Origin of the sequence: Enterococcus sp. RIT-PI-f, assembly GCF_001297065.1 — a bacterium.
GTDB lineage: Bacteria > Bacillota > Bacilli > Lactobacillales > Enterococcaceae > Enterococcus_D.
The window spans coordinates 87464-111870 of record NZ_LHOX01000003.1; the positions used below are offsets into that span (position 1 = coordinate 87464).

Genomic DNA, 24407 nt, shown 5'->3' on the forward strand with positions numbered 1-24407 from the left:
TTGAATAGAAAGAAGCGTTCCCGATGAAACCAACGAATTTCCAACACCAAGCCTATGAGTCGATCAAATCGATGATTCTTACAGCCCAACTGATACCTGGTGAAAAAATCTCAGAAAAAGACCTAGAAGCAAGATTGTCTATAGGTCGTACACCGATTAGAGAAGCAGTCATTCGGCTTCGCAGAGAAGCATTGATCGATGTCGTTCCTCAAAGTGGTACCTATGTTTCTCGTATGAATACCAAACAAATCGAGGAAGCCCGTTTCGTTCGTGAAACACTAGAAAAAGAAGTTTTTAGGATTGCTTGCACAGTCATTACGAATGAACAGCTCAAAGATTTAGAAAAACTGATCATTTTGCAACAAACCTATGCGCAATTAAAAGATGAGCAGGCTTTTTTTCAATTAGATGAAGACTTCCATCACTTGATTTACCAAATATCCGATAAGGAAAATGTTTGGGATTGGCTGCAAGCGGTCATTTTGCCTTTGAATCGGTTTCGATATTTGCGTTTAGAAGTTGAAGCGTTATCCTGGGATATCATTTTAAAGGATCATCAAGAAATTTTACACACGTTAAAAGCCCGTGACGAAAAGAAAATCACTTCTTTAGTAGAAAAGCATATCGATGTGATCGACAATGACTTATTGGTGGTACAACAAGCCTACCCAGACTATTTTTCTCAATAAAAAGAACAAAGACGACCGGTGTGTCCATCCACTGATCGTCTTTGTTCTTTTTTATGATTTTTTTATTCAATTGGATGATAACTGAACCCTTGCCCTAAGACTTCCGAAACTGTACTTACGATCACAAATGCTTTAGGATCGATTGTTTCAATAATCTGTCGAATACGGACAAATTCTTGGTCACTTGATACAATCAACAAGACTTGCTTTTCTGATTGCTGATAGCCTCCCTGCGCATTCAACAGCGTTGCCCCTCGACTCACTTTCTCAAAAACCGCGGTTCGAATCTCTTCTAAATGTTCATCACTCATGATCATAAGTGATTTTTTCCTGTTAAAGCCAGTTTCAATATAATTCATAACTGCTGATGTAATCACGATCGACAAAATAGCAAATAGAAATTCTTCAAAACCAAAGACAAACAAATTCATCGACACAACAACTGCATCTGTCACCAACAGACCGATTGCTGGATTAAGACCAAAATATTTCTTAAAGATGAGTGGCGGAATGGTCGTTCCACCACTAGAGGATTGGTTTTTGTATAAGATCGCGACACCTGCCGCGAAAATAGCACTGCCGAAAATCACAGACAACAAACGATCATCTGCAACTTTTATTTCAGGCACGATGGCAATCGCTAAAGGAAAGGCAAAACTGCCAAATACTACTTTCATGAAAGGCCCTTTACCCAAGAAGACATAAGCCAAAACGAGCATAGCAATATTCAAGACCATAATGACAACTGCACGGTCCCAGCCTAAGGATGATTCCAGCAAAATCCCAATGCCGCTGACCCCTCCTGCTGCAATATGATGCGGGCCTAAAAAAAGATTGATACTTGCAGCTAAAAGGAATAGCGCAGCGGTAATTTTTCCATATGATTTAATATAATTCATTGTTCTCCTCTTTTCGTTGAACTGTCTGTTGTCGTTATAAGGGCGTTCACCAATTCAGATCTCCTTCTCAACACTACTATACGCCCATTTTATATCTCCAACAAAGTTTATGTTTAGCCACAATGTATGTGATGCGATGATTTGATTGATTGCGTCATGCAATTCTTCCCTTAAAGGGTCTTGCCGCGCAACTGTGTCCAGTGAACTTAGCGTCGTAACGACAAGATCAAGCTCCACAATAACCTGATTGCCAACTTTCGCAGTGCGCAAGACATACGTTTCCACATCTTCTCGCGCTAAACGAGTTTGGACCACCGTCAAGATTTCTTCTCGTAATCTGCTTTTTGCTGAAGAAGTGGTTAATTCCAAGATCGCATGCTTCAATTCTTTCAGCGCCAATTGGATAAAGAACAACGTGATGCCAATAGAAACAATAGGATCAATATACATAGCCAAATGGCGATATCCACTTGACTCGAGTAATCCAGAAAGTAAAAATGACAGAACAACACCTGCGCTAAAGAAGAAACCAAAGCGCCATTGTGCATATTCCACCCAATAAAAAGGATGCGTCAATTGATTTTTTTTAAGATACAAATAAAAAAGCAAACAATACACCGACCCAATGATTGAAAAATATAAACCACTATTCCCTTGACTGCTAGGTATTATGTGAAACAATGTATAAACAGATTCAATAACACCATACACTGAAATCAGCAAGATAATACTATATTGAACAAAGACCATTAAAGGCATCAAGGGTTCTTTTCCAAAAGGAAAACGTTCAAAGTCATGCATTTGAATATACTTCGCAAGATACAATGAAATAAAAGACATTACAGCGCCAATCAACGTATATGCTCCGTCTAACAGCAACACATTGTACTGCATAAGCAAACCAAAAAGTAATGCACCCATCCCATAGATCGAACCTGCGATAATCGACAAAATAAGCAAGCGCCGAATATGATTATTTTCTTTCATTTTCCGTCCTCTTTTCGACCAGTTTAAAATTTAAAACAACAGGCATTTTAATAAAATCTGCATCTTTCAGCTGATCTTCTTTTATATCTTGCCATAAAAATAACGACGATGACAGTCTTTTTTTTCATTCAAGGATGAATTTTTGGAATAGCTGTGGCTGTATTCAATTGATCTATCGAACTTCACTTTTCACATATTCATGTCAAATTCTCTTGACTATCCATTTTGATTCCCTTATCATCAGTGGTAACAACTGGGAATCAGAATTTTCAGAATATTCCACCTTGTTTTCAGTAAGAGTATTCATGTATCAAGAAAGGATGAGTCACTTGAGTCAAGATAAACAAATCAAATGGTCTGGGGAACCTAGCCAGTCCGCAATTGACCTATTGCAGGGAGAAGGCAACGTTGTTGTCTGTCCAACAAAAGTTGGTTACATCATTACAGTATCAGATAAAAAAGGACTAGAGCGGAAATTCTCTGCGAAAAACCGAAAGCGCAATAAACCTGGTGTGGTGCTTTGCGGCTCTTTGGAACAGTTGCACGAATTAGCCGAATTAAATGCGGAAACAGCTGCCGTATATCAAACATGCTGGGAAAACGATGTGCTGTTCGGTGCTATTTTACCTTGGAAAGAATCTGGTAAAACCTATATTCCGGCTGATGGATCTGAAGAACTGATGACAGATGTTCGCGGTACGAGTTGCTTCGTCATCAAATTTGGTGTCCCAGGAGAGCAAATCTCAAAGGCATTATGGGAGAAAGACCACACATTATTGTTTGCGAGTTCTGCCAATCCTTCTGGTAAAGGGAATCGTGGTCTGGTTGAAGGAATTGGTGAACAAATTGCTGAAGAGGCAGATTTGATTATCGAAAGCAATGATTACGTTGCTTCAATTCAACCGGATAAATCGATTAAAACCCGTTATGAACAAGGTGTCATGGTTTCTTTTGTAGATAAAGAGGGAAAATTGATTCCTGAACAAGGCGATCAACGCTCCATCACGCCTGCCCCTGTATTGATCCGTAAAGGTTTGGATGTAGACAAAATACAAATGTACTTGTCTGATACGTTCAATTCATGGGATTATCGTCATGGTGAGTATTATTAATGAAAGCATACTAAAAAGGACTTGCAAGGTAGACGTTGTTGTCTACCTTGCAAGTCCTTTTCTTCTTCTGAGCAACCTCGTTTGGGAGAGACTACATCTCAAGCAATGCAGCTTTTTGCTTTTTCGTTAACTTCTCTTTTACTAGGTCATAGGAAACTTTGATCAGTAATTCCACTGCCTGAGGATCCATTTCTTCGTTTGCAATCTTTATGGAGTTCCAATGTGTTTTGTTTGCATAATATCCTGGAATAATCACACCGGGGAATTGCTCCCGCAAAGATTCATTCACTTCAGGTAAATTTTTTAACGTAATCAATGTATCTGCAGTAGGTTCTGGCGACATCATCCCGAATTGTTTGCCAAGCAAATCGAAATAAATCGTTCCCCAGTCCTCTCGATAGTATACTTTTGCCCCAGGTAAACTTTCACCAAAACGTTTAAATTGATCGATTCTAGAAGCTACTTGTTGCTCATCCATTCATTTCCCTCCCTTATGATTTTATTTATCTTGATCTTCTTCTGATTTCTTCCGGCGTCCTATACCAAAGAACCCGGCCAATGCAACCAATATCGTACCAATGATCCCGAGGGAACGACTTTCTTCTTTATACTAATAAATCAGGTCCTTACACCCTAGATAGAATTGCTTGGTATGTACTATCGACGCAATATACTCATGATTCCCGCCTATAATAACGGGTTTCATTGCTGCACAGATTTACGCACCAGACCAACTGTCTCCCGTCGATAAAACAGCAAACCTTTGTTAACATTATACTTGCAATAGTATGTCAATCAAACAGATATGAATAAAAAAACAGACCCCGAAAGGTCTGTTCGTTAGCTGTTTAGTACCATCCATTGGCTTCCCAGAAAGCTTTGGCTGCTGTCCAAGAACCATAACGTGAAGCTACATACTCATCGGCAACTTTTTCTTGATTGGCTGCTGAGTAATCACCGTTTAAATATGAATTTGTTAATTGGTAACGACCATAGTATTGTCCATTCGTCGCTGTATATGAGCCACCTGACTCTTTGTTAGCAATCCATTCTTTAGCAGAAGATTCAGAACCTGTTGCTGAAGATGTATAGCTTGTTGAACTTTCTGAGCTTGATGAAGCTTGGCTGCTGCTTGCTTGTGACGATTCTGATTGTGCAGGTTGTTCACTAGCTGCTGCATAAGAGGAAGATGATCCTTCATAAGAAGATGTTGCATAATCGCTATCATCAGTAGGAATCACTAAAGACTCACCAACATAGATCAAATTGATATTTGCAATATCATTTGCTTCAGCAATTGCTTCTACTGCATCTGCAGAGCCAAAGTAATTGTATGCAATAGTGGATAGTGTGTCACCAGATTGAACAGTATATTGTTCATCGGCAAACGCATCTTTGCCACCTAAGAAAAGACCAAATCCGGCCAAGACAGCTGTACTTAGTAAAACAGTTTTAAAAGATTTCATATAGTAATATCTCCTTCTCTGATAAACTTCGATATGCGAGAGTTGAAATAACTCAAGCGCATGAACTAGTCTAACATCGAAGAATATTTCATAGGTGATAACTGCGTTACAATTTGAATGAAAAAAAGACAAAATTCTTACATTTTGTAAGAATAGCAAAGAATCCTTATAACGAAAGGAAAATACCCGGATATATTCAAACCAATTTCGTTATTTAATTTGAAATCAAACTGATTTACCCAATGATCATTTTCAAATATTACAAATAAACCGCTTTAACACGTTTATGTAACATAAAAGCAAGCGGCCAGCCAATTTGACGTCCGCTTGCTTTGTCTAAAATGTATCTCAGTTTTTCACTGGAATCAATTTGTTCATCACGATTGCAGCAATTGCGCTTAGCGCAATTGGCGAATCAAGCAGGTATTGCAAAAATTGAGGTGCGGATTCTTTGATTTCTGTCGGCATAAATAAAAGACCGATGGCGATAATCAAAGGCACTCCGATGATGTACAACTCCCGCTCGGAAAATGCTTGATTCTTGATCACACGAAACCCGCTGAGCAAGATGATGACACAAACCACCGCGAATACACCGCCAATCACTGAAGAAGGAACTGCGTGGATCAAGGCAGATAGTTTGCCAATAAAGGACAACAAAATGAACCAACATGAAGCCATCACAAAGACTTTTTTGCTCGCCACACCAGTGATCGAAATGATTCCTGCATTTGTTGAGTAACCAGTGACTGGTGTCGTACCCACCAAAGCGGCCACCATACAACCTAGTCCTTCGCCAATGACCCCTTTATTGATTTGTTCATCAGTGATTGGTTCTTCGGTCACAGAGCTGACTGCATACCAGGTACCTGTTGTTTCTGCCAACAATACCATATAAATCACCAACATGGTCAAGATGGCAGAAATATCGAAGTGCAAGCCATAATGAACAAAGGCCAACTTAGGCAAACTAAACAATGGCGCCTCTGCAACTGATTGAAAATCAACCCCGCCCATAAATGAAGCAATCGTCGTCCCGATGACTAAAGCAATGATGACAGAGCTGATACGAAAGTACTTGCCTAATCCCGGGAAATAGTCCCCTAACATAGAAAAAAGAATCAAGATAGCCGCAGTGATCGCTGCCAAAAGCATATTCTGATTTGCGCTCAAAGTTTCCGTTGCAGGATAAATATTACTCGTAAATGCTGTTGGCAGCAACGTCAAGCCAACGATCATGATGATCGTTCCACTAACGATCGTTGGAATAAAATGTCGAACAATATACTTATAAATGCCTGTAAACCCGAGCAAAACAACTGCAATTGCACCAACGATACTTGCACCTAATACAGTATCCATGCCTTTCGCCCCAAAGTAGATCCCAATGATCGCACCCACTGGTACGAAAGATGGCCCTTGGCAAACAGGTAATTTCAGAAAAAATAATACTTGGATCAAAGAAGCAATCCCTGCCCCTAAAAAAGTTGATTGGATCAATCCGGAGGCATCTGATGATGACATCGCCACAGCTGTGGCGATAATAAATGGCGGTACATAGACATCCATCGCTAAAACATGTTGCAGCCCTAATATCACTGCTTGTCCAAAAGGAATATCATCATTGATGCCAATCGTTAAATGTTTATTTTTTGAAGTTTCCACGTACTCATTCTCCTTGTTTGTCATGTACTTTTTTTCCTTGGACCCATACTTGACGAATATTTTGCATTGTCGCTAGGTACAAGATTTTTTGCAATCGTGCTTCAGATGTTGTAAAGACACCAAAATCGGGTAATGGATTGCCTTGATTTCGGGAATCAATGACTTGAACATCGAAAGCATACCCTTCTTTGATAACCCCAATAGGCAATTGCAAAGCGTCACCGCCGCCTTTTGTAGCAAGGGAAAAGGCATCTATCACAGAAATACGCGAATCCGCCACCCCACGTTCATGTTGGGCACGCGTGACATCAACACCATCTTCAAGCATACGCGATGACATCACCGCTTGTTTGATATTGTCATATAAACTAGGCGAAAATCCGCCTGATATATCAGTCCCTAAGCCAATTGTGACACCTTGCTTTTTCAATTGTTTGATGGGAATCACCCCATTAGCAAAATATGCATTTGAGATTGGACAATGGGCAACTGCCGCGCCAGTTTCAATAAACAGTGCCCCATCTTGGGGACTAATAAAATTGCCATGGGCCATAACCGCTTTTTCTTTCAATAAACCAAAATCTTTTAACACTTCAGTATCCGTCTTGCCAAAACGTTCTTGGACAAAGTCATGTTCCCATTGTCCTTCACTGCAATGTGTTTGCACATGGATATCATATTTTTGTGCCAACGCGCCTAGACCAGCTAGCCCTTCATCGGTACAGCTGGGAACAAATCTTGGCGTGACAACTGGATATACACCTTGCGGGGCAGATTCAGCCAACTTTTGGATACTTTGGATAAATTGTTCGGTTTCTTGTAAAGCAGCTTCAGTCGATGCATCTCGATAAAAATCCGGATTGGCTTGTGGATCATCCATCACAACTTTGCCAACTAACCCTCGTTGTCCTTTTTCGACACATATCTTCGCCAACAACAGACTCGCTTCTAAATGGATCGTCGCAAAATATAAAACCGTTGTTGTCCCTCTAGACAGTAATTGCGTGACCAAATCTTCATAGACCTGTTGGGCAAAATCAGTATCCGCATATTTGGCTTCCAAAGGAAATGTACATTCGTCAAGCCATACATTCAAAGGCTCATCCAAGGCGATACCCGCTTGCGGCCATTGTGGTGCGTGGACATGCAAGTCAACAAACCCTGGCAAGAAACATTGTCCCTTGCTCAAAGACAAAGTGATGTCAGCCTGTTGACAGGCTTTCTCGTATTGCTTATCGGTTTTTTTTATTACTTTTGTGATGATGCCAGCAGGATCAACTTGGATCAAAGCATCTTCGAGAAATTCTAATTTCCCATCTGTTGGTGTATGAAACACGTCCCCTTTGAAATAACTCTCAGTGGTCATGCAGTAAAGCCTCCATTCATCATAAAGCACGCTAAAAAAGAACAATGTTCCTCTTTTAAGCGCGGGATGTTCTTATTTTAACGCTAAACAAAAAAAGCGCAATAATAATCGTGATGATAAATGACACTTTTCTGATCAACGTTCGGTTTTTATCCGGTTGCAAAAAAAGAACAGTTCTCACTGTTCTTAAATCCATTGATCCAATGTATCATGGCAATGGGTTCTGTTTTAAATCTTTTCGGAAATAACACCCCGCGACAAGAAACAAGAGGATGATACTAACAGCAGAAACCCATTTTGCTGGATCTAATACGCCAACGATTGTTTCCTGGTGCAGCGTTCCTGATGTACTGGATAAGCGAAAAATAGCATTTACAGGAAGTTGCGCTTTTTGGATCAACCCAAACAACAGTCCCATCAAAAGAAATTGATGGACTAAACTTCCCTTGCTCTGTGTCGCATATTTGGCTAAACTTCTATTTTCGATCGTTTCTGCAGTCAACACCCGATAACGTTGGCCAAGCCAACGATTCAAGCCGCCATTAAAAAAACTAATGCCTGCCAATCCTATAGGCAACATTGCATCAAAGCAAAAAAGCCATGTGCAAAGGATCAATCCGGAAAGATGCACGAAAATCGTAGATGCCCCAAGCTTCTTTTCTAAAAAACCACCAAAAGTCATTGAAACAAACAGACCGATCGCATATGGAATATATACATGAGAAGTCAAAGCCGCTTGACCAAACCGCGCGCCAACGTAGACTGAGCCAAATAAAAACAAAAAATTCCCCACGATTCCATGCAAAAAGGTCAACACATTCAAATAAAATGGCATCCGCCAAAACTGTCTTCTTCTCCCCACTGTCAGCATCAGTAAAGCAAACACAAACATAAACCCCAAAAGCGCCCATTCAAATAATGTGTTTGACTTCAGCAGTCGTCCAGTCCGCAATAAGAAAAGCAGACCAAAAAACAATAAATAGGCCAACAGCTGTTTTCCTGTCACTTGCTTCAGCATTTGCCATACACCTCTAGGCCGAACATTGATCGCCCCACTCTGCCAGATAGCAGAAATAAACAAGAACAAATAGCCAGTAAATAATCCGACTGCTTGCCACTTACCATTCAACTGAATGGCCCCCAGAAGCAGCACCAAATAGATAAGCACCCATCGCCAATCATTCTTTAGTGATCGTTCTTGCAGCTGTGCTTGTTGACGATACATGAGATCTGCAGGCGGTATCCAAGCAGCGCTCAAGCCAATCAAAGCCGCTGCCGGTAAAAGTGCACTTCCCCAAACCATACTAAAGATGCCGAAAAGCGCACCAACTGTGCCAATCCATAAACTGATCGTCAACAAAGCTGAAGTCGAAAATTGGGGTAAGGTTTGTAAAAAAAAGACCCCAGTCATTTTGAATGTATAATATAAAACAAATGCCAAGATGGCGAATAAGGTCTGTTCCTTACTGATCGAAAGAAAAAAAATATACGGAACGATCGTCAGTGTATTGCTTAGAACAAATAGTGCGTGATGGGCTGGATTAGATGTCATCGGAGAACCGCCTTTTTAGAATAGAATGCTTTACTTTTATCCTACGCTTTATGGCTTATGTGTCAACTGTTAACTATGCAAAAAAAAGGTTGCAAGCGGCAACCTTTTTGATGTATCTATTCATGATTTACTTATTTCTGTCTGATCCGAATGCCCCCATCCATCTCTTCAACACTCAACAGAGAATCTGTTTGCAACACACAGGCAATGTTCCCTTTATCCAAAGTGACTTTCACGGACTCACCTAAATAGGTAAGCGTAAAGGACAACTGCTCAATTTCTTTTGGTAAATGGTTCGTCATTCGCAAGCCTTGATCATAGTACAGTCCTGCAAAACCGTAAATCAAGCTTAACCAACTCCCCCCCATATTGGCAGCGTGAATGCCATCCACGACATTTTTTTGCAAATCAGTGAGATCCATTAATGCTGTATCCATAAAGTAACTATATGCTTTTTCAGTATCGCCAATTCGACTAGCCATCACACTAAAGATCGAACGCGATAACGATGAGTCATGGGTGGTGACTTTTTCATAGTAATCATAGTCACGGGCTAATTGTTCCAGACTAAAATCGCCTGTAAATAACATCTCAGCAAGTACAGTGTCCGCTTGCTTACACACTTGATATTTGTAAATGATCATTGGATGATAATGAAGCAGCAATGGATAATTATCAGCCGGCGTTTCTTCAAAAGGCCAAACTGCTTGATCTAAAAAGCAGTCATCTTGTTGAGTGATTTTACGTTCCTCATCAAAACCGAAGTACATTGCATCTGCTGCCGCTAACCATTTGCTGCTCTCTTCAGTATACATACCGTAGCGTTCTGCTAGCTCTGACGCATAGTAAAGATTATTTTGCACCATTTTGTTGGTGTAAAAATTGTTATTGACAAGGGCACTATATTCATCCGGCCCAGTCACTCCATGAATACCAAAACAATCTTGCCCATGTTTGTGGGCATAAGTTCCATAATCCAGCCAAAACTTTGCTGTTTCAAATACAACTTCCTTGCCAATTCCTTCCATTAACGATTGATCTCCTGTAACACGCTCGTACAATTGGAACCCATAAACGATATCTGCATTGATATGCAGTTGCGCTGTTCCAGCTGGATAATAGGCACTAGTCTCATTGCCATCAATAGTCCGCCAAGCAAACAATGCACCTGATTGCCCCAATTCTTGTGCTCTTGCTTTGGCTTGCGGCAAAATACTGCCTCGATAAGTCAGTAATTGTTTTGCAACTTCTGGATGCGTATATACGAAAAAAGGCAATAGATACATTTCTGTATCCCAGAAATAATGGCCTTCATAGCCTTCACCCGTCAATCCTTTCGCAGCAAAATTGGTTTTGCCATCCCTGCCAGCGCCTTGGTTCAAATGAAATAGATTAAACCTTATACCTTTTTGCAATTGTTCATTGCCGCTGATCAAGATATCACTTTTTTCCCAAAAATCACGGTAACTATTCCTTTGTTCTTCTAATAAAAGTGAATACGCTACGCATTGATTTTGAAAAGGTGCTGTCTGGTTGTCATCTAACAGTGCCAACTGAAAAATAGCTTCCAGAGAAGCACCCTCAACCAGTTGATGGGGTTTTAAATCTAAGCGCAGTGCAATCCGTTTGTTGCTTTGAGGCGCCGTCCAAATATGATAATCTGAAATTGATTCTTTTTCTAGCTGGTGATTTTTATTGGCCACGCGAGGATCATCTGTCTTAATTGTATAAAACGATTGGTCTAGCGTATGCATAAGTTCAACTGCATCCGGAAAATCGCAGTTCTTAATGGTATAGCGACAGGCATATAGCTCTCTTCGCGTCATCGAAGCAAAGGAGGACATATGTAGATCAAACTGCTTATTTGACGGTGTTGTGATGTGGTAAGTTTCTGTTAGCACTCCCGTAGACAAATCGATATTCATTACTGTCCGTTTTGTCTGCCATTCACTGTCAGATGACTTTTCTTGTCCGATACGCAAAACTACACCACGTAAATTGGGCAGCTTACAGATTGTCTGATGGTTCTTGGCATAACCATAGGCCCATTCTCCATACTGAATGGGTTCACTATCAAAAAAACCATTCACGAAGACACCAGGATTTCCAGGATAAAACTGATTCACCTTCAGCGGGTGCCCCGCGCGCGCACCAATCTGACCGTTGCCTACAGCAAAAAGTGTTTCTAAATATTCTTGAGTCTGATGGGGTAATTCTTCTGCAGATAATTGAAATGATTGATGATTTACCATAAAAGCGCCTCCTTGTTAATCTCTATCCAGTCTATCGACTTCTTGCTTTATATCTATCCTACACGACTCAATAATGAATGCAAGCCGCACCACTTACACCTAACCGCCTTATAAGTCGACTAATCTAAAAAAAAGATTCAGATATGTTAACATAGTAAAAAAAGAAAGAAGGCGATGACTTGGACGTATGGCTAATCAACGTTCTTATTGAAACCACCTATTTAAAACAAGATGACTGGGCGTATGATACACAAAAACAAGCCTCAGCAATCGGTATCAAGGATGGCACCATTGCCGCTGTTTTACCAATGGATCAATGGATAGAAGACCAAAATGCAAAAATCTTAGATGGAAAAAACCAACTGCTCTTACCCGGTTTGGTAGAAAAACATTGTCATTTGGACAAAAGCAAACTAGGAACGGCATGGCGACCTGTGACGCCAGCGGCATCATTAGTTGAACGCTTTGAATCAGAGATTCCACAATTGGATGCATTGCCGTTATCCATCGAAGACCGTGCAGAGGCATTGATTGATGCTGAACTCCCTCACGGTACGATCTTTTTCCGCTCTCATATTGATATCGAACCGATGACTGAATTGCGGTATTTTGACGCTATTGCTGGATTGGTGGCACAAAAGTCTTTTGGCTCTGAACTCGTTCTTTTCCCACAGCATGGGCTACTTCGCAGCCAAGCGAAGCCTTTGATCGAAGCGGCTCTAGCGACAGGAAAGGCTGCACTGATTGGCGGTGTGGATCCCTATACTTTAGACGAAGACTACAAAGCCTCTTTGAAACAAACCTTTGAATTGGCAACAAAGCATCATACAGGTATCGATATCCATCTTCATGACCGACAAGATGCTGGCAGAGCAACGATCAAAGAAATCATACGCTTAACCAACGTTCACGGTTTAGAAGGAAACGTGTCGATCAGTCATGCCTTTGGACTGAATGATTTTGAGGGGAAGGAACGGGCACAAGTCTTCAAAGCTTTAGCTGACCTAAATATTCATATTATTTCTAGCATCCCTCTCTCGCCGCATACGATTCCACCATTAAAAGAACTCCAAAGTTATGGTGTGAAAGTCCATATCGGTTGTGACAACGTCTATGATTCGTGGTCTTCATTGGGTGACGGCTCTTTGCAAGAAAAATTGGTTCGTTATTTAGAGATATTTGGTATCAACACACAAGAGGCATTGACTGAGGCATTGGGGCTGGTCACGGACGGCAAGGTCACGATCGACCAAACAGGTCTGCAACAATGGCCGAAAGTTGGCGACGAAGCAAACTTCGTGCTTACGACTGCTACATCCTCTGCTGCCTTCGTAGCACGTAAAGGCGTTGTATCGAAGAGTTTTTATCGAGGGAAGGTTATTTGGTCTACATCAAATGAATCACCTTCACCTAAGTAATCGAAGGAAAAAAGAGACACATACTAGACATTATTGAAGCGACCTAAAAGTTAGACTAAAAATCTACCTTTTAGGTCGCTTCTTATTAGATCACTTCATATTTAGAAGAGCGCCGCTTTAATTTATTTACTCTTGAAACATTCAAAATCAAATATTCCACTTCACCCAATCCGCGAACAACTCAGGCCAACGGACAACTGACGGTTCGATGTTATGGATACCGCCATTTGCTGTTTCCTTGGTCCCTAGACTCAGACCATGGCCCCCTCTCGGGAAAATATGCATTTCATAGGGAACATCGTACTTCCGTAACTGCTCTGCAAACAACAAACTGTTTTCTGCTGCGACCAACCCATCTTCTAATGTATGCCATAAAAAAGTGGGTGGCGTTTGTGCAGATACAAGATGTTCAAGTGAAAGCGCGTCTTTTTGCTCTAGGTACGCATCTGCCAAAAGCGACTGGAATGATCCTTCATGCGCAAACTTGCCACTTGATAAGACAGGATAACTTAGCAGCAAGCCATTCGGCATCCACTCTTCTTTTTGTCCATCAAGCAATTCTGATAAGAATGGTTCCTGCCATGATACACCTAGATTGGCAGCCAAATGTCCACCTGCAGAAAATCCTGCAACGATGATTTTATCCGGATCCACATGCCATGCCTCATGGTTCTGGCGCACTAACTGAACGGCTGTTGCCAATTCCGTCAACGCGAACGGATAGACAGCTGGTTTGATACTGTAATGAAGCACAAACGCTTGAAAGCCAAAGCTCATCATCTTGATGGCAATCGGTTCTGCTTCTCTATCAGAGAGCATTTCATACCCGCCTCCTGGACAAATAATGACTGCTGGGCGAAGGCGATTCACTTCGATCTCAGCTGAATTCTCTATGATATAAGTGGTCAATGTTGCTTGGCTATTTGGTCGTAGTGCCTCAATTTTTTTGTGTAACACTTGGATGCCTCATTTCATTGTAATTTTAAAAACGATTGGTTTATCTGTTTCGATTGGCGCAAAGTTGATAGACAATCCATCATGTGTCGCTTGCCAATCGAGATTTTGTTGGGGATGTCCTACTAGTGCAACGTTTTGAATGATACCATGAAAGGCCGGCAAGTTTTGATCGCTAGACAAAGACAAGGATTGAATACATGCGTGGCCGTCCATTGGGCTGATCATTTGCATAGCATACAACGAATCACCTTGAATCGTAAAGCGAAAATCCTGACTTGTATACTGTGTGACCTTGTTTTCTTGAAATTGACCTGCTGTTATAGTGGTCGGTCCCTCACCAGCGATACGCCATGGTTTGCTTTCATAAATGGCCGCGCCGTTCATCGTTAACCACGCACCAATATCTGCGAGTATCTCTTGATCCTTGTCATGGATCTTTCCTTGTCCATCTGGCCCAACGTTTAATAACATATTGCCATTTTTACTCACGGCTTCGATCAAGTCTCGAATGATCTCACTGCTTGATTTATAGTCTAAGGTGGTTGTATAGCACCATGAATTTCGTGCGATCGCTGTATCCGTTTGCCAATAAAACGGTTGTGGTTCGGCGAATTTTCCTCTTTCAATTTCAACGATACCGGTACCAAACATCAGCGCATCATGCTTGTAACAAATTGCTACTTGCTTGCCCCACTCCACACCACGGTTATAGTAATATGCGGCAAACAATTGCAGATGTTGCTTAAATGCTTCATGCTGGATCCACCAATCGAAATACAGCAATTCCGGTTGGTACTTATCCACTAATTCGCACGTTCTTAGCAGCCAATCGTCTAGAAATTCTTCCGTGGGATAAGGTTCACTGTATAAATCTTGATTATCTGGCTCTGGCATCGCTGGCCAATAAAAATCTCCCTTTTGTAATGGTTCCACTACATCACTAGGAAATTCCTTGCCGTGTCCCATAAAGAACCAGTGTTCCGCACGATGGGAAGATGTACAGAAATGCAGCGATTGGTCTTCTGCTGCTTGCTTTAGCTCAGCCAAAATATCTTTTTTCGGCCCCCTCTCGGCAGCATTCCATGTGGAGAGGCTGCTTTGATACATTTGAAAGCCATCATGATGTTCTGCTACAGGAAATACATATTGGGCACCAGCTTTTTTAAAAACCTTCATCCATTCTTGTGCATCGAATGCGGTAGCAGTAAACATGGGAATAAAGTCTTTATAGCCAAATTCTTTTTGTGGACCATAGGTTGCGACATGATGGTCAAATTCTGGGTGGCCTTTCAAATACATATTTCTAGAATACCACTCGTTATTATACGCGGGGATACTGTAAAGACCCCAGTGGACAAAAATCCCGAATTTGGCTTTTACAAACCATTCTGGCATTGAAAACCGCCCTAATGATGACCAGTTTGGTGCAAAAGGACCTTGATTGGCGACCTGTGTGATCTCAGCGATTGTCTGCATCTTTTCCCTCCAGAATACCTGTCGTTTCAAGCCATGTCTTCGCAATCAACACATGACCAGCCAGTGATGGATGCACCCGATCACTACTTAGTACATAAGACGATTGGTGTCTCAAAAAATCATCGATCTTTTCTTGTACGTTTCCATAGGGCAATCCGAATGTTTCGGCAAGTGTTTGGATCACTTGTTGATATCCCGACAGCATTTCTCGAACTGGATCTTTCTCATTTTGCTCAACCATAAACGGGCTCAGTAAAATGATGCCTTTTACATAAGGCAATGTTCGTTCAATCAACGTCTGTAGTTCGCTTTCAAATCGCTCTAATGAAACCAATAGCGTTTGTGCAAAGGTTCCATCAAAGTGACGCCAGACATCATTCACACCAATCATGATCGTAAGCCAGTCTGGCTTAAAATCGAGTACATCCACTTGCCACCTCTTCTTCAAATCAAGGATGGTGTCGCCGCTGATGCCACGATTGACGATCATCAACTCCTCACGGGGCAGCAAAGCCGTGGTGTAAGCATTGATCAAATTGACATAGCCATCCCCCCACGAGGACCATCCAGCAGGGATAGCCTCATAATTACGATTGCTATCTGTGATCGAATCTCCCACAAAAAGTATTCGATCTTTTTTTTCTATTATCATCACATTTCCTCCTAAAAAAAGAAGATCGATCCTGAAGCTAAGGATCGATCTTTTTTCGCAACAGTTTATGCCGTACTATCGTTTGTTTTTCACTGGATCATTTTTTTAATCTGCATCGCCAAACTCTTTGGCCACTTCTTCTCGTTTCGTATTTTGATCTTTGGCATTCGCCATATCAAAGTCCAAGACAGTTTGATAGCCTAAGCCATCAGCAGTATCTTGCATTTCTTTCAACAGTTTATCGAACTCACTTTGATCTTTTGCAAAAACCATTTTCCATGAATACTCAACAATCGTTGACTTCGCTTGATTTCTCAATGTCGAGATTTCTGAACTGTCCTCTGGTGCGACATAACTTGCACCGGGAGCAACTGCTAATTGGTCATGATCTTCCAGATAGGCAATCGTTGACTCTGCATCATCCATATTCTTGGACCAATCTTCTTTTACTGGATTGGTGTTCTCATTTTGATAGCTTTCCCACATTGTATACGCATAAGGGAAACCAGTATCTGGATTGGTATCAATTGGTAAAACCGTATTGACATTCAATGCAGACACACCATCTTTGTACGTACCACCGCCATATTCTTCTGGTACATCGCCATTTCCATCTAACAATGCTTGTTTCCCGAAGTCAGTGAGTACCGGTTCGCCATCTTTCATTTCCCAAGTCAAACCTTCTGGACCGCTGCTGCCGCTAGTTTGCGAGGAATTTGCCAACACACCTTCTGCAGAGTACAGCCAGTCAATAAAAGCAGCAATTCTTTCTGGATCTTCCGCATTTGATCCAATACCTATGAACTGTTTGCCGCCATATACTTCAGCGCCATAAGAGAAAATGGTCTGATCTTGGATAGGTGCCAACATGAACCCTTTACCAGCATCTAAGTTGGTGGTTGTATTAAAGGCAGCTTGTCCTAACCACGGCCACCATGAGAATAGCACCTGCCCATCTTGGAATTTTGCAAACAAGGTATCATAGTTTTGCGTTGTTGATTCTGGATCGATCAACCCTAATTGGTTGGCTTGGAAGTAAAACTTAAGCGCCCGAATATATTCAGAGTCACTGGCCAAGATACTTTGATAGTCTGATCCATCAGCCTTGGCTAAGACAAATCCTTGCTCATCATACCCGTAGTAGGTAACCAATTGTTTTCCTGCATTCATCATATTGCCATCCCAATCACCGAAAAGAGAAAAGCCATAGACTTTTTTCCCAGACTCAGTGGTTGGATTGTCTTCTTGCATTTTTTGAATCACAGGCAACAAATCTTCTAAAGTGTCGATTTCAGGGTACCCCTGATCCGCATATAGATCCCACCGGACATATGCGCCGAATGTCGGGTCTAACCCTTCAGAAGGATCAGTAGACTTAAGGGTAGAGACTGATGTAGGAAAGCCGTAGATGCCGTCCGTCCCATCATTTAAATTCTGAACCGCCGCATCGAACCGCTGTACATTGTCCATGTTTTCATAGTATTGGCTTGCATCAGTCAGCAGACCCGCTTCAACCAACTCATTGTATTGCTGTCCATTATCTACAATAATCAAATCACCTAAATCACCAGCAGCTGTCCGTGTCTGATACAATGTATCTCCATTTCCAGCCACATTTGGCGCAATAATATTCAGTTCCATATTAAACTTATCTTTGACGATTTTCGCGAACCAACCTTCTTGCATCCCCATGTAATTGGCCAAGCCATCATATACATCAATGGTGATCGTTTCATCATAATTGCCATCGCTGCTTGCCGAATCTTGGTCTGCATCTGACGAACCTCCGCAAGCGGACAATGCACCCAGCAATGTAACTGCCACTAACCCTGTTGTCATATATCTGGACATTTTTTTCATTTTCTTCCCTCTTTCTTTTGATTATCCTTTGACCGCGCCCAACATAATTCCTTTGACAAAATATTTTTGGAACAGCGGATAAATGAACATAATAGGCAAAACAACGATAACAGATACGGTCATGCGAATCGATGTCGGCGTTTGAGTTGTCGCAGCCGATGCAATACTCGATAGTGATCCCGAGGTATTCTTGACCATCTGTGCCAGCGAATTGGCTTGATTGATATAAGTATAGAGCAAATATTGCAGTGAATAGAGGCTTTGATCAGTAATATAAATCAAGGTATCTTGGAATGAGTTCCATTGTCCAACGGCGGAGAAAATCGCCACTGTCGCCAAAATCGGTGTGCAGTTTGGTAAAATCACGCGGAAGAAAACTTGAATGATACCCGCACCATCCATTTCTGCGGCTTCTTGCAACGATTTGGGAATGGATTCGATATACGTTTTGACCAAGATAATATTAAAAGGTTGTACGACTGCTGGTAAAATATAGACCCAAAAACTATTTGTCAGCCCTAATGTTTTCATCGTAATAAACAATGGAATCAGCCCAGCATTGAAATACATCGTGATGACCACAAAACGATACCAAAATTTTCGCTTCCACATTTTTTCTTGTGTAAACATGAATCCTAGAAATGCCGAAGCCAAAACTGTTGCGGCTGTTCCAATGACTGTTCTAGCTACCGAAACTGTTGCAGCTAAAGGCAGTCCTTTTAATTGCAATACTTGACTATAGTTTTCAAGATGAATACCTTCTGGGAAAAACCGAATTTGTCCTAACGCGCTTAACTCATTGTTGCTGATTGAATTGATGATCAAGTAATAAAAAGGGTAAGCACAGATCAATGTGATGACCACAAAGAACGTATAATTGATGATTTTAAACCAAAGATCATCGGTCTGCCGAACTTTCTTTTCTTTTTTCTTTTCCGTCAGTGACAACTCCATAAAAGCCACTCCTTTCTATATAATGGACGTACCTCTGATTTTTTTAGATGCGCCATTAACGATTGCCAGTAAAGCAACGGAGATCACACTTTTCAGCATACTAATGGCTGTTGCCAGAGATAGGCTGTTGCCCCCCATCCCTAAGTTATAGACATATAAATCCAGTACCTGGATCGTATTTTTGTTAAAAGCATTTTGAAAGACGAAGTACTGATCCATGCCGTTGTTCAACAAATTGGCGATTGATAACATCAGCATCACTAAAAATGTCGGCATGAGTGCAGGTAATGTAATGTGACGCATCAAGTGGAAACGATTGCCGCCATCGATCCTTGCCGATTCATATAGTTCTGGATCAATTCCAGAAATACCCGCCAAGTACATAATTGCGCCCCAGCCTAATCCCTTCCAAATATTCCATAAACACATAATCAACCATGTATGATTGCCACTATCTAAGAATTTGATTGGATCCGTGACAAATCCCCATTCTTGCAACAAAGTATTGACCAATCCGGTAGATGAAAAAAGACTGAAGGCTATCGTATAAACCAATACCCAACTAATAAAATTAGGTAGGGTTGTCAATGTTTGAACCAAATTTTTGAACCATTTGCACTTGATTTCATTCAGTAAAATCGCAAATCCGACTGGCAAAATCGATGTGGCAATGCCCAAGAAACTCATCGCAAAGGTATTTTTCATCACTTGTACGATTTGATCGACTTGAGTAGGACTTGACACCAATAAACGAAACCAGCGAAACCCGACAAATTCACTTCGTCCCAATCCCAGTGCTGGTTTGTAATCATATAAAGAATAAATCCAACCATGTAAAGGAAAATAAGAGAATAAAAAGACCAATACCAAGAAAGGCACAATACATAAAAACATGATCTTCCCTTCATGTGTCACCCGCTTACTCCTTTTTGGCATCGTATTTTTCTGTATGTCCATCTTCCTCCCCCTTCTGTTGTAACCGCTTTTACATGATTAATACTAGCATCTGAAAAACGTTTTGCCACCTGTTAAAAATAGAGGTCAATCCGTCAATTTTAGACATTATTTTTTCCTTATTGAACAAAAAGACTGATTTCGCAGCGTTCTTATTCATCTACGAGTTTTGATAAGGCTTTCAAAATTCTCTTTTTACACGTATTATATGGATATATTAATTCATTGGGGGAATCATCATGAAATACAATCCAGATGGCCAGTTTTATAAAGTGACTACGACTATTTTCCAATTTACCTTTTTGAACATACTTTATCTGCTCTCCTGTCTCCCACTCTTTACGATAGGGGCGGCTACTTCGGCTCTCTTTGAAGTCACGATTCGCTTTGCGGATGATGAACGAGGAGAACTGATCATCGGCTATCTCCAAGCACTACGTACAAATTTTATGCAGGCAACCGCCAGTTTTTTGTTGCTTTTGTTTCCGATTGTTGCATTGACCTATAGCAGCTTGTTTTGGTTTTCAGCAGAAACCATTCTTGCCAGTGTGTTTGCACTTCTTTTAACTGTCGCAGCACTTTACTTGTTTATTGTTCTCGTTTATTGTTTGGCGCTGATAGGCCGCTACGAGAACAGCTTTAAGCATACACTTAAAAATGCATTTCTATTACCTTTATCAGCACCAGTTCGATCGTTAGGGCTTGCACTGATACCTGTTACAGCCTTTTGTGTGGTTATCTTATTCCCTGTTGTTAAAATGCTTTTGTTGATTTTTGGCTTTTCATTTGTGATCTACTGCAGCTCATTTCTCTTGTTGTCCGTTTTTCGTAAACAACACGCATGAAAAATATCAGACATTTATCCATTTTCCGTCGCTTGAGTCAGTTCTCCATTCGCCGGCAATTGTTCATCGTGTATCTACCTGTTATATTCTTATCAACTGTTGCTATTGGTTTATTCCTTGTTTTTGATTCAACCAGACAATTGACTGCGAATTATCAACATCTTGCGGAATTAAATGCGCAACGCGTCAAATCAGTCCTTTTTGATACAACAAATACCTTAAACAATACCGCAAGTTCTCTTTCCAACGATACACATTTGCGTCAATTTTTGACTACAAATTATGAGACAGATATCAGCGCGATCGCAGATATAGCTAACTACGATCAACTGGATGAAATCAAAAAATTGCAAACATCCATTGCAAATATAACCATTTATACGACAAATCGATCTATTCCAAATTATACATATTTTCAACAAGTTGACGACGCAACCCGAGAGACTGTTTGGTATCAAAAAGCCCTCGTACAGCCAGATGCATTTCTAATGACCTTACCAGAAGAAAGCAATGCCAATCGCTTGCATTTGTATAAATCGTTGCCTTTACCTTTATCAACAGAAACAGCTGTCTTAGACATCCAAATTGACTATAATTACCTTAGTAATCGATTGCGTAATTCTTCTTATGAGCTAGAATTACAACTGAATGATGACCCCATTTTTTATAGTGACAAAATCAGTCAAGTCGGAGAAATTGGTCAACTCACAAATTTAGCCAATACACAGCCTACTACCTTTTTTTTAAACAGTAATCAGAATAAAATTTTGCTCACTAAAAGCACTTTGATGATGAATAATAAAGAAGATGTCATTACCATCTATGCTGCCGATACAAAAGCATATTCAAATCTTCAAGCCAATCTTATTCGCTGGAGTACGATCGTTTTGGTGATTTTGATTGCCACGTTTATGATTGTCTATCTCTTTGCTCGTTTTTTTACCAAGCGGATTTCTCAGTTGCAGCAAGCTGTCTACTTTGCGGCAATCGAAGACTATGATTTCTTTCAAAATATCAGTGGTGAGGATGAGATTTCACAGATTTCCCTCGACTTTCATAAGATTATCCAGCGAATCAAAACCAATGAAGAAGAAATCTATCGTTCTCGTTTGACTCAGCAAGAATTATTGAATCAACAACAACAAATGGAATTTAATATACTTGCCGGACAAATCAATCCACATTTTTTGTTCAATACGCTTGAAACGATCCGAATGATGGCACTAACTTCTGGCAATTCAGATGTGGTCTATGCAATCAAATTATTGGCAAAATCCATGCGCTACACACTGGAAGCCCACGGTACGCAATTGACAAGTCTAGAAGAATCCCTAGATGCAGTACATGTCTATGTAAAGATCCAACGTATGCGTTTTGGCAACCGTGTGAACTTCTCCTATTCTGTATCAAACGAAATCAATCAAAAGGACATGCAGATCTTGCCTCTTTTGGTCCAACCCCTCGTAGAAAATGCCATCTCTCATGGCCTAGAAGGACTTACTTATCCCGGATTCGTTCGTCTGACAATCACCAAAGAAGAACATGACGTGCTAATTGTCGTTCAGGATAACGGTACTGGAATCACCCCTGAGAAGTTAGAACTGCTGCAGCGAAAAATTGCAATACCCTCGACCCATGCAAAAAAAAATATTGGCTTAGCAAATGTCAACCACCGGGTCAAAATGTTTTATGGACCGGACTATGGATTGACGATTGAAAGCATCTTTGGCAGTGGAACCCAAGTTATCCTAAGAATCCATGATTTAACCATTGATAAAGCAGTCTCTGATTAACCTAGAAAGACCGCCAATTTGCTTATCCACGTGAGCAAATTGGTGGTCTTTCTTTTTCTCTTATTAAAATCCCGTGACAACAACCTGTTGATTGGTTCGCTGTGTACTTGCAAAACAACCAGCCATGATGCCAGTAAATACGCCGCCAACTTCAGTCGTCAAATAACGGGTCTCTCCACTGCCGATAAACTGCTTCTGCAACTGTTCATCTAAGAAATAGAATCGATAGCTTTCTTTGTCAGCTTCAATGCCTAGCGTGACGATTGCTTTCGCATAAGACACCTCTTGTTCAACTTTCCATAAAGAACCAATCTGTCTACGAAACACCAATTGTTGTCTGTGCTGCTTTCTTTCAATAAATAAATCATAATGATGTGATGCATTCAAGAACATTGTCATTCCCGCGGTTCCTTCAACCAAAGAGGTACAATCGAATGTGACTTGAAATTGCTGATCAAAAGTTGTCTGCCTTTGGAAGACAGCAGCTAGTTTGGCTTGATCTGACAAGCCAGTTTCAATGGGATACAGTGTGAAGTTTTGAGCCGTCTGTTGGATCAAATCTGTGTCCCACTCGAATAATGTGAGGTAATCGGGCTTTCTGGATACAGCCAACGTCGCGGTTGTAGGCAATGTGACGGTAAGCGGGAGATGTCCTTCTTCGCCAAATATAGGCCAATCATCCGACCATTCAACAGACAGCAAGCATGTCTCTCGTCCTAAAAGATGCCGCAGTGGGTAGCTGATTGGACGAACAGCCAGACAGACAGCCCACCATTCTCCCATTGGATCTTGAACCAAATCCGCATGCCCAGCGGCTTGCAAAGGCAGATTGGTACTTCGGTTGGTCATCACTGGATTATTGGGACACGCTTCGTACAGTCCAATCAATGAAGGACTGCGTGCCATTGTCAACATATGACCATACGAAGTGCCCCCTTCCGAAATAAGTAAATAGTAAAAACCATCCTTTTTATATAAATGCGGACCCTCGGGATCTGCCGCACCGCTGCCAGTCCAGATAGAATGCCGTTCCCCTAGAATGCCAGTCTCTAGGTCAATTGTTCGCACATAGATATCTTTGTGTGTACCCAAATAATAAGTTTGTCCATCATCATCAACAAAAAGCGTCGGATCAATTCCTGGCGTATCCAGCCAAATCGGTTCAGACCACTCACCGTAAATATTGTCTGTCCATATCAAAAAGTTGCCTTCCGCTCCTTGGTTTCCCCCAACATTGGTACATACAAGATAAAATCGATCGTTGATATAGCGCAGCGTAGGTGCATATAATCCAAAGGCATTCGGCTGCTGCGTAGATAACGTAAGCTGCTCCGGACGTGAAATTCCATGTCCAATCAATCGCCAATCTGCTAAATTCTGACTATGATAAATCGGTAAACCCGGAAAGTATTCAAACGTACTCGTTACTAGATAGTAATCTTGGCCTACTCGACAAATACTCGGATCAGGATGGAACCCCGGTAAAATCGGGTTAGTCATCGTCAACATC

The 24407-nt window shown here is 41.1% G+C and carries 20 protein-coding genes and 1 pseudogene; 5 read left to right on the plus strand and 16 right to left on the minus strand.

The window, feature by feature from the left end:
* Positions 1-23 precede the first annotated feature (23 nt).
* A complete protein-coding gene (locus tag AEQ18_RS00820) occupies positions 24-689 on the plus strand; it encodes a GntR family transcriptional regulator (protein ID WP_054114470.1) in 666 nt (221 codons plus the stop codon).
* A gap of 62 nt (positions 690-751) precedes the next feature.
* On the opposite strand, the gene AEQ18_RS00825 is transcribed toward AEQ18_RS00820, so the two are convergent.
* Both AEQ18_RS00825 and AEQ18_RS00830 read right to left on the minus strand, forming a co-directional pair.
* Positions 752-1588 (minus strand): YitT family protein, encoded by an 837-nt coding sequence (locus tag AEQ18_RS00825; protein ID WP_054114471.1) that lies wholly within the window; start codon positions 1586-1588, stop codon positions 752-754.
* Positions 1589-1642: 54 nt separating this feature from the next.
* Positions 1643-2575 (minus strand): cation transporter, encoded by a 933-nt coding sequence (locus AEQ18_RS00830; protein WP_054114472.1) that lies wholly within the window; start codon positions 2573-2575, stop codon positions 1643-1645.
* A 320-nt stretch (positions 2576-2895) separates the two neighbouring features.
* Here AEQ18_RS00830 and AEQ18_RS00835 point away from each other — a divergent pair, with 320 nt between their 5' ends.
* Complete coding sequence (locus tag AEQ18_RS00835; protein ID WP_054114544.1) at positions 2896-3687, plus strand: L-threonylcarbamoyladenylate synthase; 792 nt, start codon at positions 2896-2898, stop codon at positions 3685-3687.
* A gap of 91 nt (positions 3688-3778) precedes the next feature.
* Here the strand turns inward: AEQ18_RS00835 and AEQ18_RS00840 are convergent, their stop codons facing one another.
* The 7 genes and pseudogenes from AEQ18_RS00840 to AEQ18_RS00865 all read right to left on the minus strand — a co-directional run bounded on the left by AEQ18_RS00840 (position 3779) and on the right by AEQ18_RS00865 (position 11988).
* Positions 3779-4165, minus strand: a complete 387-nt coding sequence (locus AEQ18_RS00840; protein WP_054114473.1) for an MmcQ/YjbR family DNA-binding protein — start codon at positions 4163-4165, stop codon at positions 3779-3781.
* Between the two features lie 21 nt (positions 4166-4186).
* A pseudogene (locus AEQ18_RS16050) lies at positions 4187-4276 on the minus strand (hypothetical protein); the annotation flags it as partial.
* Positions 4277-4535: 259 nt separating this feature from the next.
* Positions 4536-5153 (minus strand): LysM peptidoglycan-binding domain-containing protein, encoded by a 618-nt coding sequence (locus AEQ18_RS00845; protein ID WP_054114474.1) that lies wholly within the window; start codon positions 5151-5153, stop codon positions 4536-4538.
* A gap of 348 nt (positions 5154-5501) precedes the next feature.
* Complete coding sequence (locus AEQ18_RS00850; protein WP_235505458.1) at positions 5502-6818, minus strand: uracil-xanthine permease family protein; 1317 nt, start codon at positions 6816-6818, stop codon at positions 5502-5504.
* A 4-nt stretch (positions 6819-6822) separates the two neighbouring features.
* Positions 6823-8184 (minus strand): guanine deaminase, encoded by a 1362-nt coding sequence (guaD, locus tag AEQ18_RS00855; protein ID WP_054114476.1) that lies wholly within the window; start codon positions 8182-8184, stop codon positions 6823-6825.
* 208 nt (positions 8185-8392) lie between these two features.
* On the minus strand, positions 8393-9736 hold the full coding sequence (locus AEQ18_RS00860) for a hypothetical protein (RefSeq protein ID WP_054114477.1): 1344 nt from the start codon (positions 9734-9736) through the stop codon (positions 8393-8395).
* A 131-nt stretch (positions 9737-9867) separates the two neighbouring features.
* On the minus strand, positions 9868-11988 hold the full coding sequence (locus tag AEQ18_RS00865; protein ID WP_054114478.1) for a glycoside hydrolase family 65 protein: 2121 nt from the start codon (positions 11986-11988) through the stop codon (positions 9868-9870).
* Between the two features lie 179 nt (positions 11989-12167).
* On the opposite strand from AEQ18_RS00865, the gene AEQ18_RS00870 reads away from it, so the two are divergent.
* Positions 12168-13406 carry an amidohydrolase family protein gene (locus AEQ18_RS00870; protein ID WP_054114479.1) on the plus strand — a complete coding sequence of 413 codons (1239 nt, stop codon included), beginning with the start codon at positions 12168-12170 and terminating at the stop codon, positions 13404-13406.
* Positions 13407-13553: 147 nt separating this feature from the next.
* Here the strand turns inward: AEQ18_RS00870 and AEQ18_RS00875 are convergent, their stop codons facing one another.
* The 6 genes from AEQ18_RS00875 to AEQ18_RS00900 form a co-directional block, all read right to left on the minus strand.
* Positions 13554-14363: an alpha/beta hydrolase gene (locus AEQ18_RS00875; RefSeq protein WP_054114480.1), complete on the minus strand. Its 810-nt coding sequence runs from the start codon at positions 14361-14363 to the stop codon at positions 13554-13556.
* A gap of 9 nt (positions 14364-14372) precedes the next feature.
* Entirely contained in the window at positions 14373-15839 is a 1467-nt protein-coding gene (locus tag AEQ18_RS00880) for an alpha-L-fucosidase (RefSeq protein WP_054114481.1), read from the minus strand.
* Complete coding sequence (locus AEQ18_RS00885) at positions 15823-16491, minus strand: SGNH/GDSL hydrolase family protein (RefSeq protein ID WP_054114482.1); 669 nt, start codon at positions 16489-16491, stop codon at positions 15823-15825. Before AEQ18_RS00885 ends, AEQ18_RS00880 begins: the two co-directional genes overlap by 17 nt.
* A gap of 105 nt (positions 16492-16596) precedes the next feature.
* Positions 16597-18351, minus strand: coding sequence for an ABC transporter substrate-binding protein (locus tag AEQ18_RS00890; RefSeq protein WP_054114483.1), 1755 nt, complete (start codon positions 18349-18351; stop codon positions 16597-16599).
* Between the two features lie 21 nt (positions 18352-18372).
* A complete protein-coding gene (locus tag AEQ18_RS00895) occupies positions 18373-19305 on the minus strand; it encodes a carbohydrate ABC transporter permease (protein ID WP_054114484.1) in 933 nt (310 codons plus the stop codon).
* A 15-nt stretch (positions 19306-19320) separates the two neighbouring features.
* Entirely contained in the window at positions 19321-20262 is a 942-nt protein-coding gene (locus AEQ18_RS00900; RefSeq protein WP_054114485.1) for an ABC transporter permease, read from the minus strand.
* Positions 20263-20498: 236 nt separating this feature from the next.
* Between AEQ18_RS00900 and AEQ18_RS00905 the strand changes: the two genes are divergently transcribed.
* On the plus strand, positions 20499-21104 hold the full coding sequence (locus AEQ18_RS00905; RefSeq protein WP_054114486.1) for a YesL family protein: 606 nt from the start codon (positions 20499-20501) through the stop codon (positions 21102-21104).
* Positions 21101-22897, plus strand: a complete 1797-nt coding sequence (locus AEQ18_RS00910; RefSeq protein ID WP_054114487.1) for a sensor histidine kinase — start codon at positions 21101-21103, stop codon at positions 22895-22897. Before AEQ18_RS00905 ends, AEQ18_RS00910 begins: the two co-directional genes overlap by 4 nt.
* A gap of 63 nt (positions 22898-22960) precedes the next feature.
* Here AEQ18_RS00910 and AEQ18_RS00915 read toward each other — a convergent pair whose 3' ends face one another.
* Positions 22961-24406, minus strand: coding sequence for a glycoside hydrolase family 43 protein (locus AEQ18_RS00915; RefSeq protein WP_054114488.1), 1446 nt, complete (start codon positions 24404-24406; stop codon positions 22961-22963).
* Position 24407 lies beyond the last annotated feature (1 nt).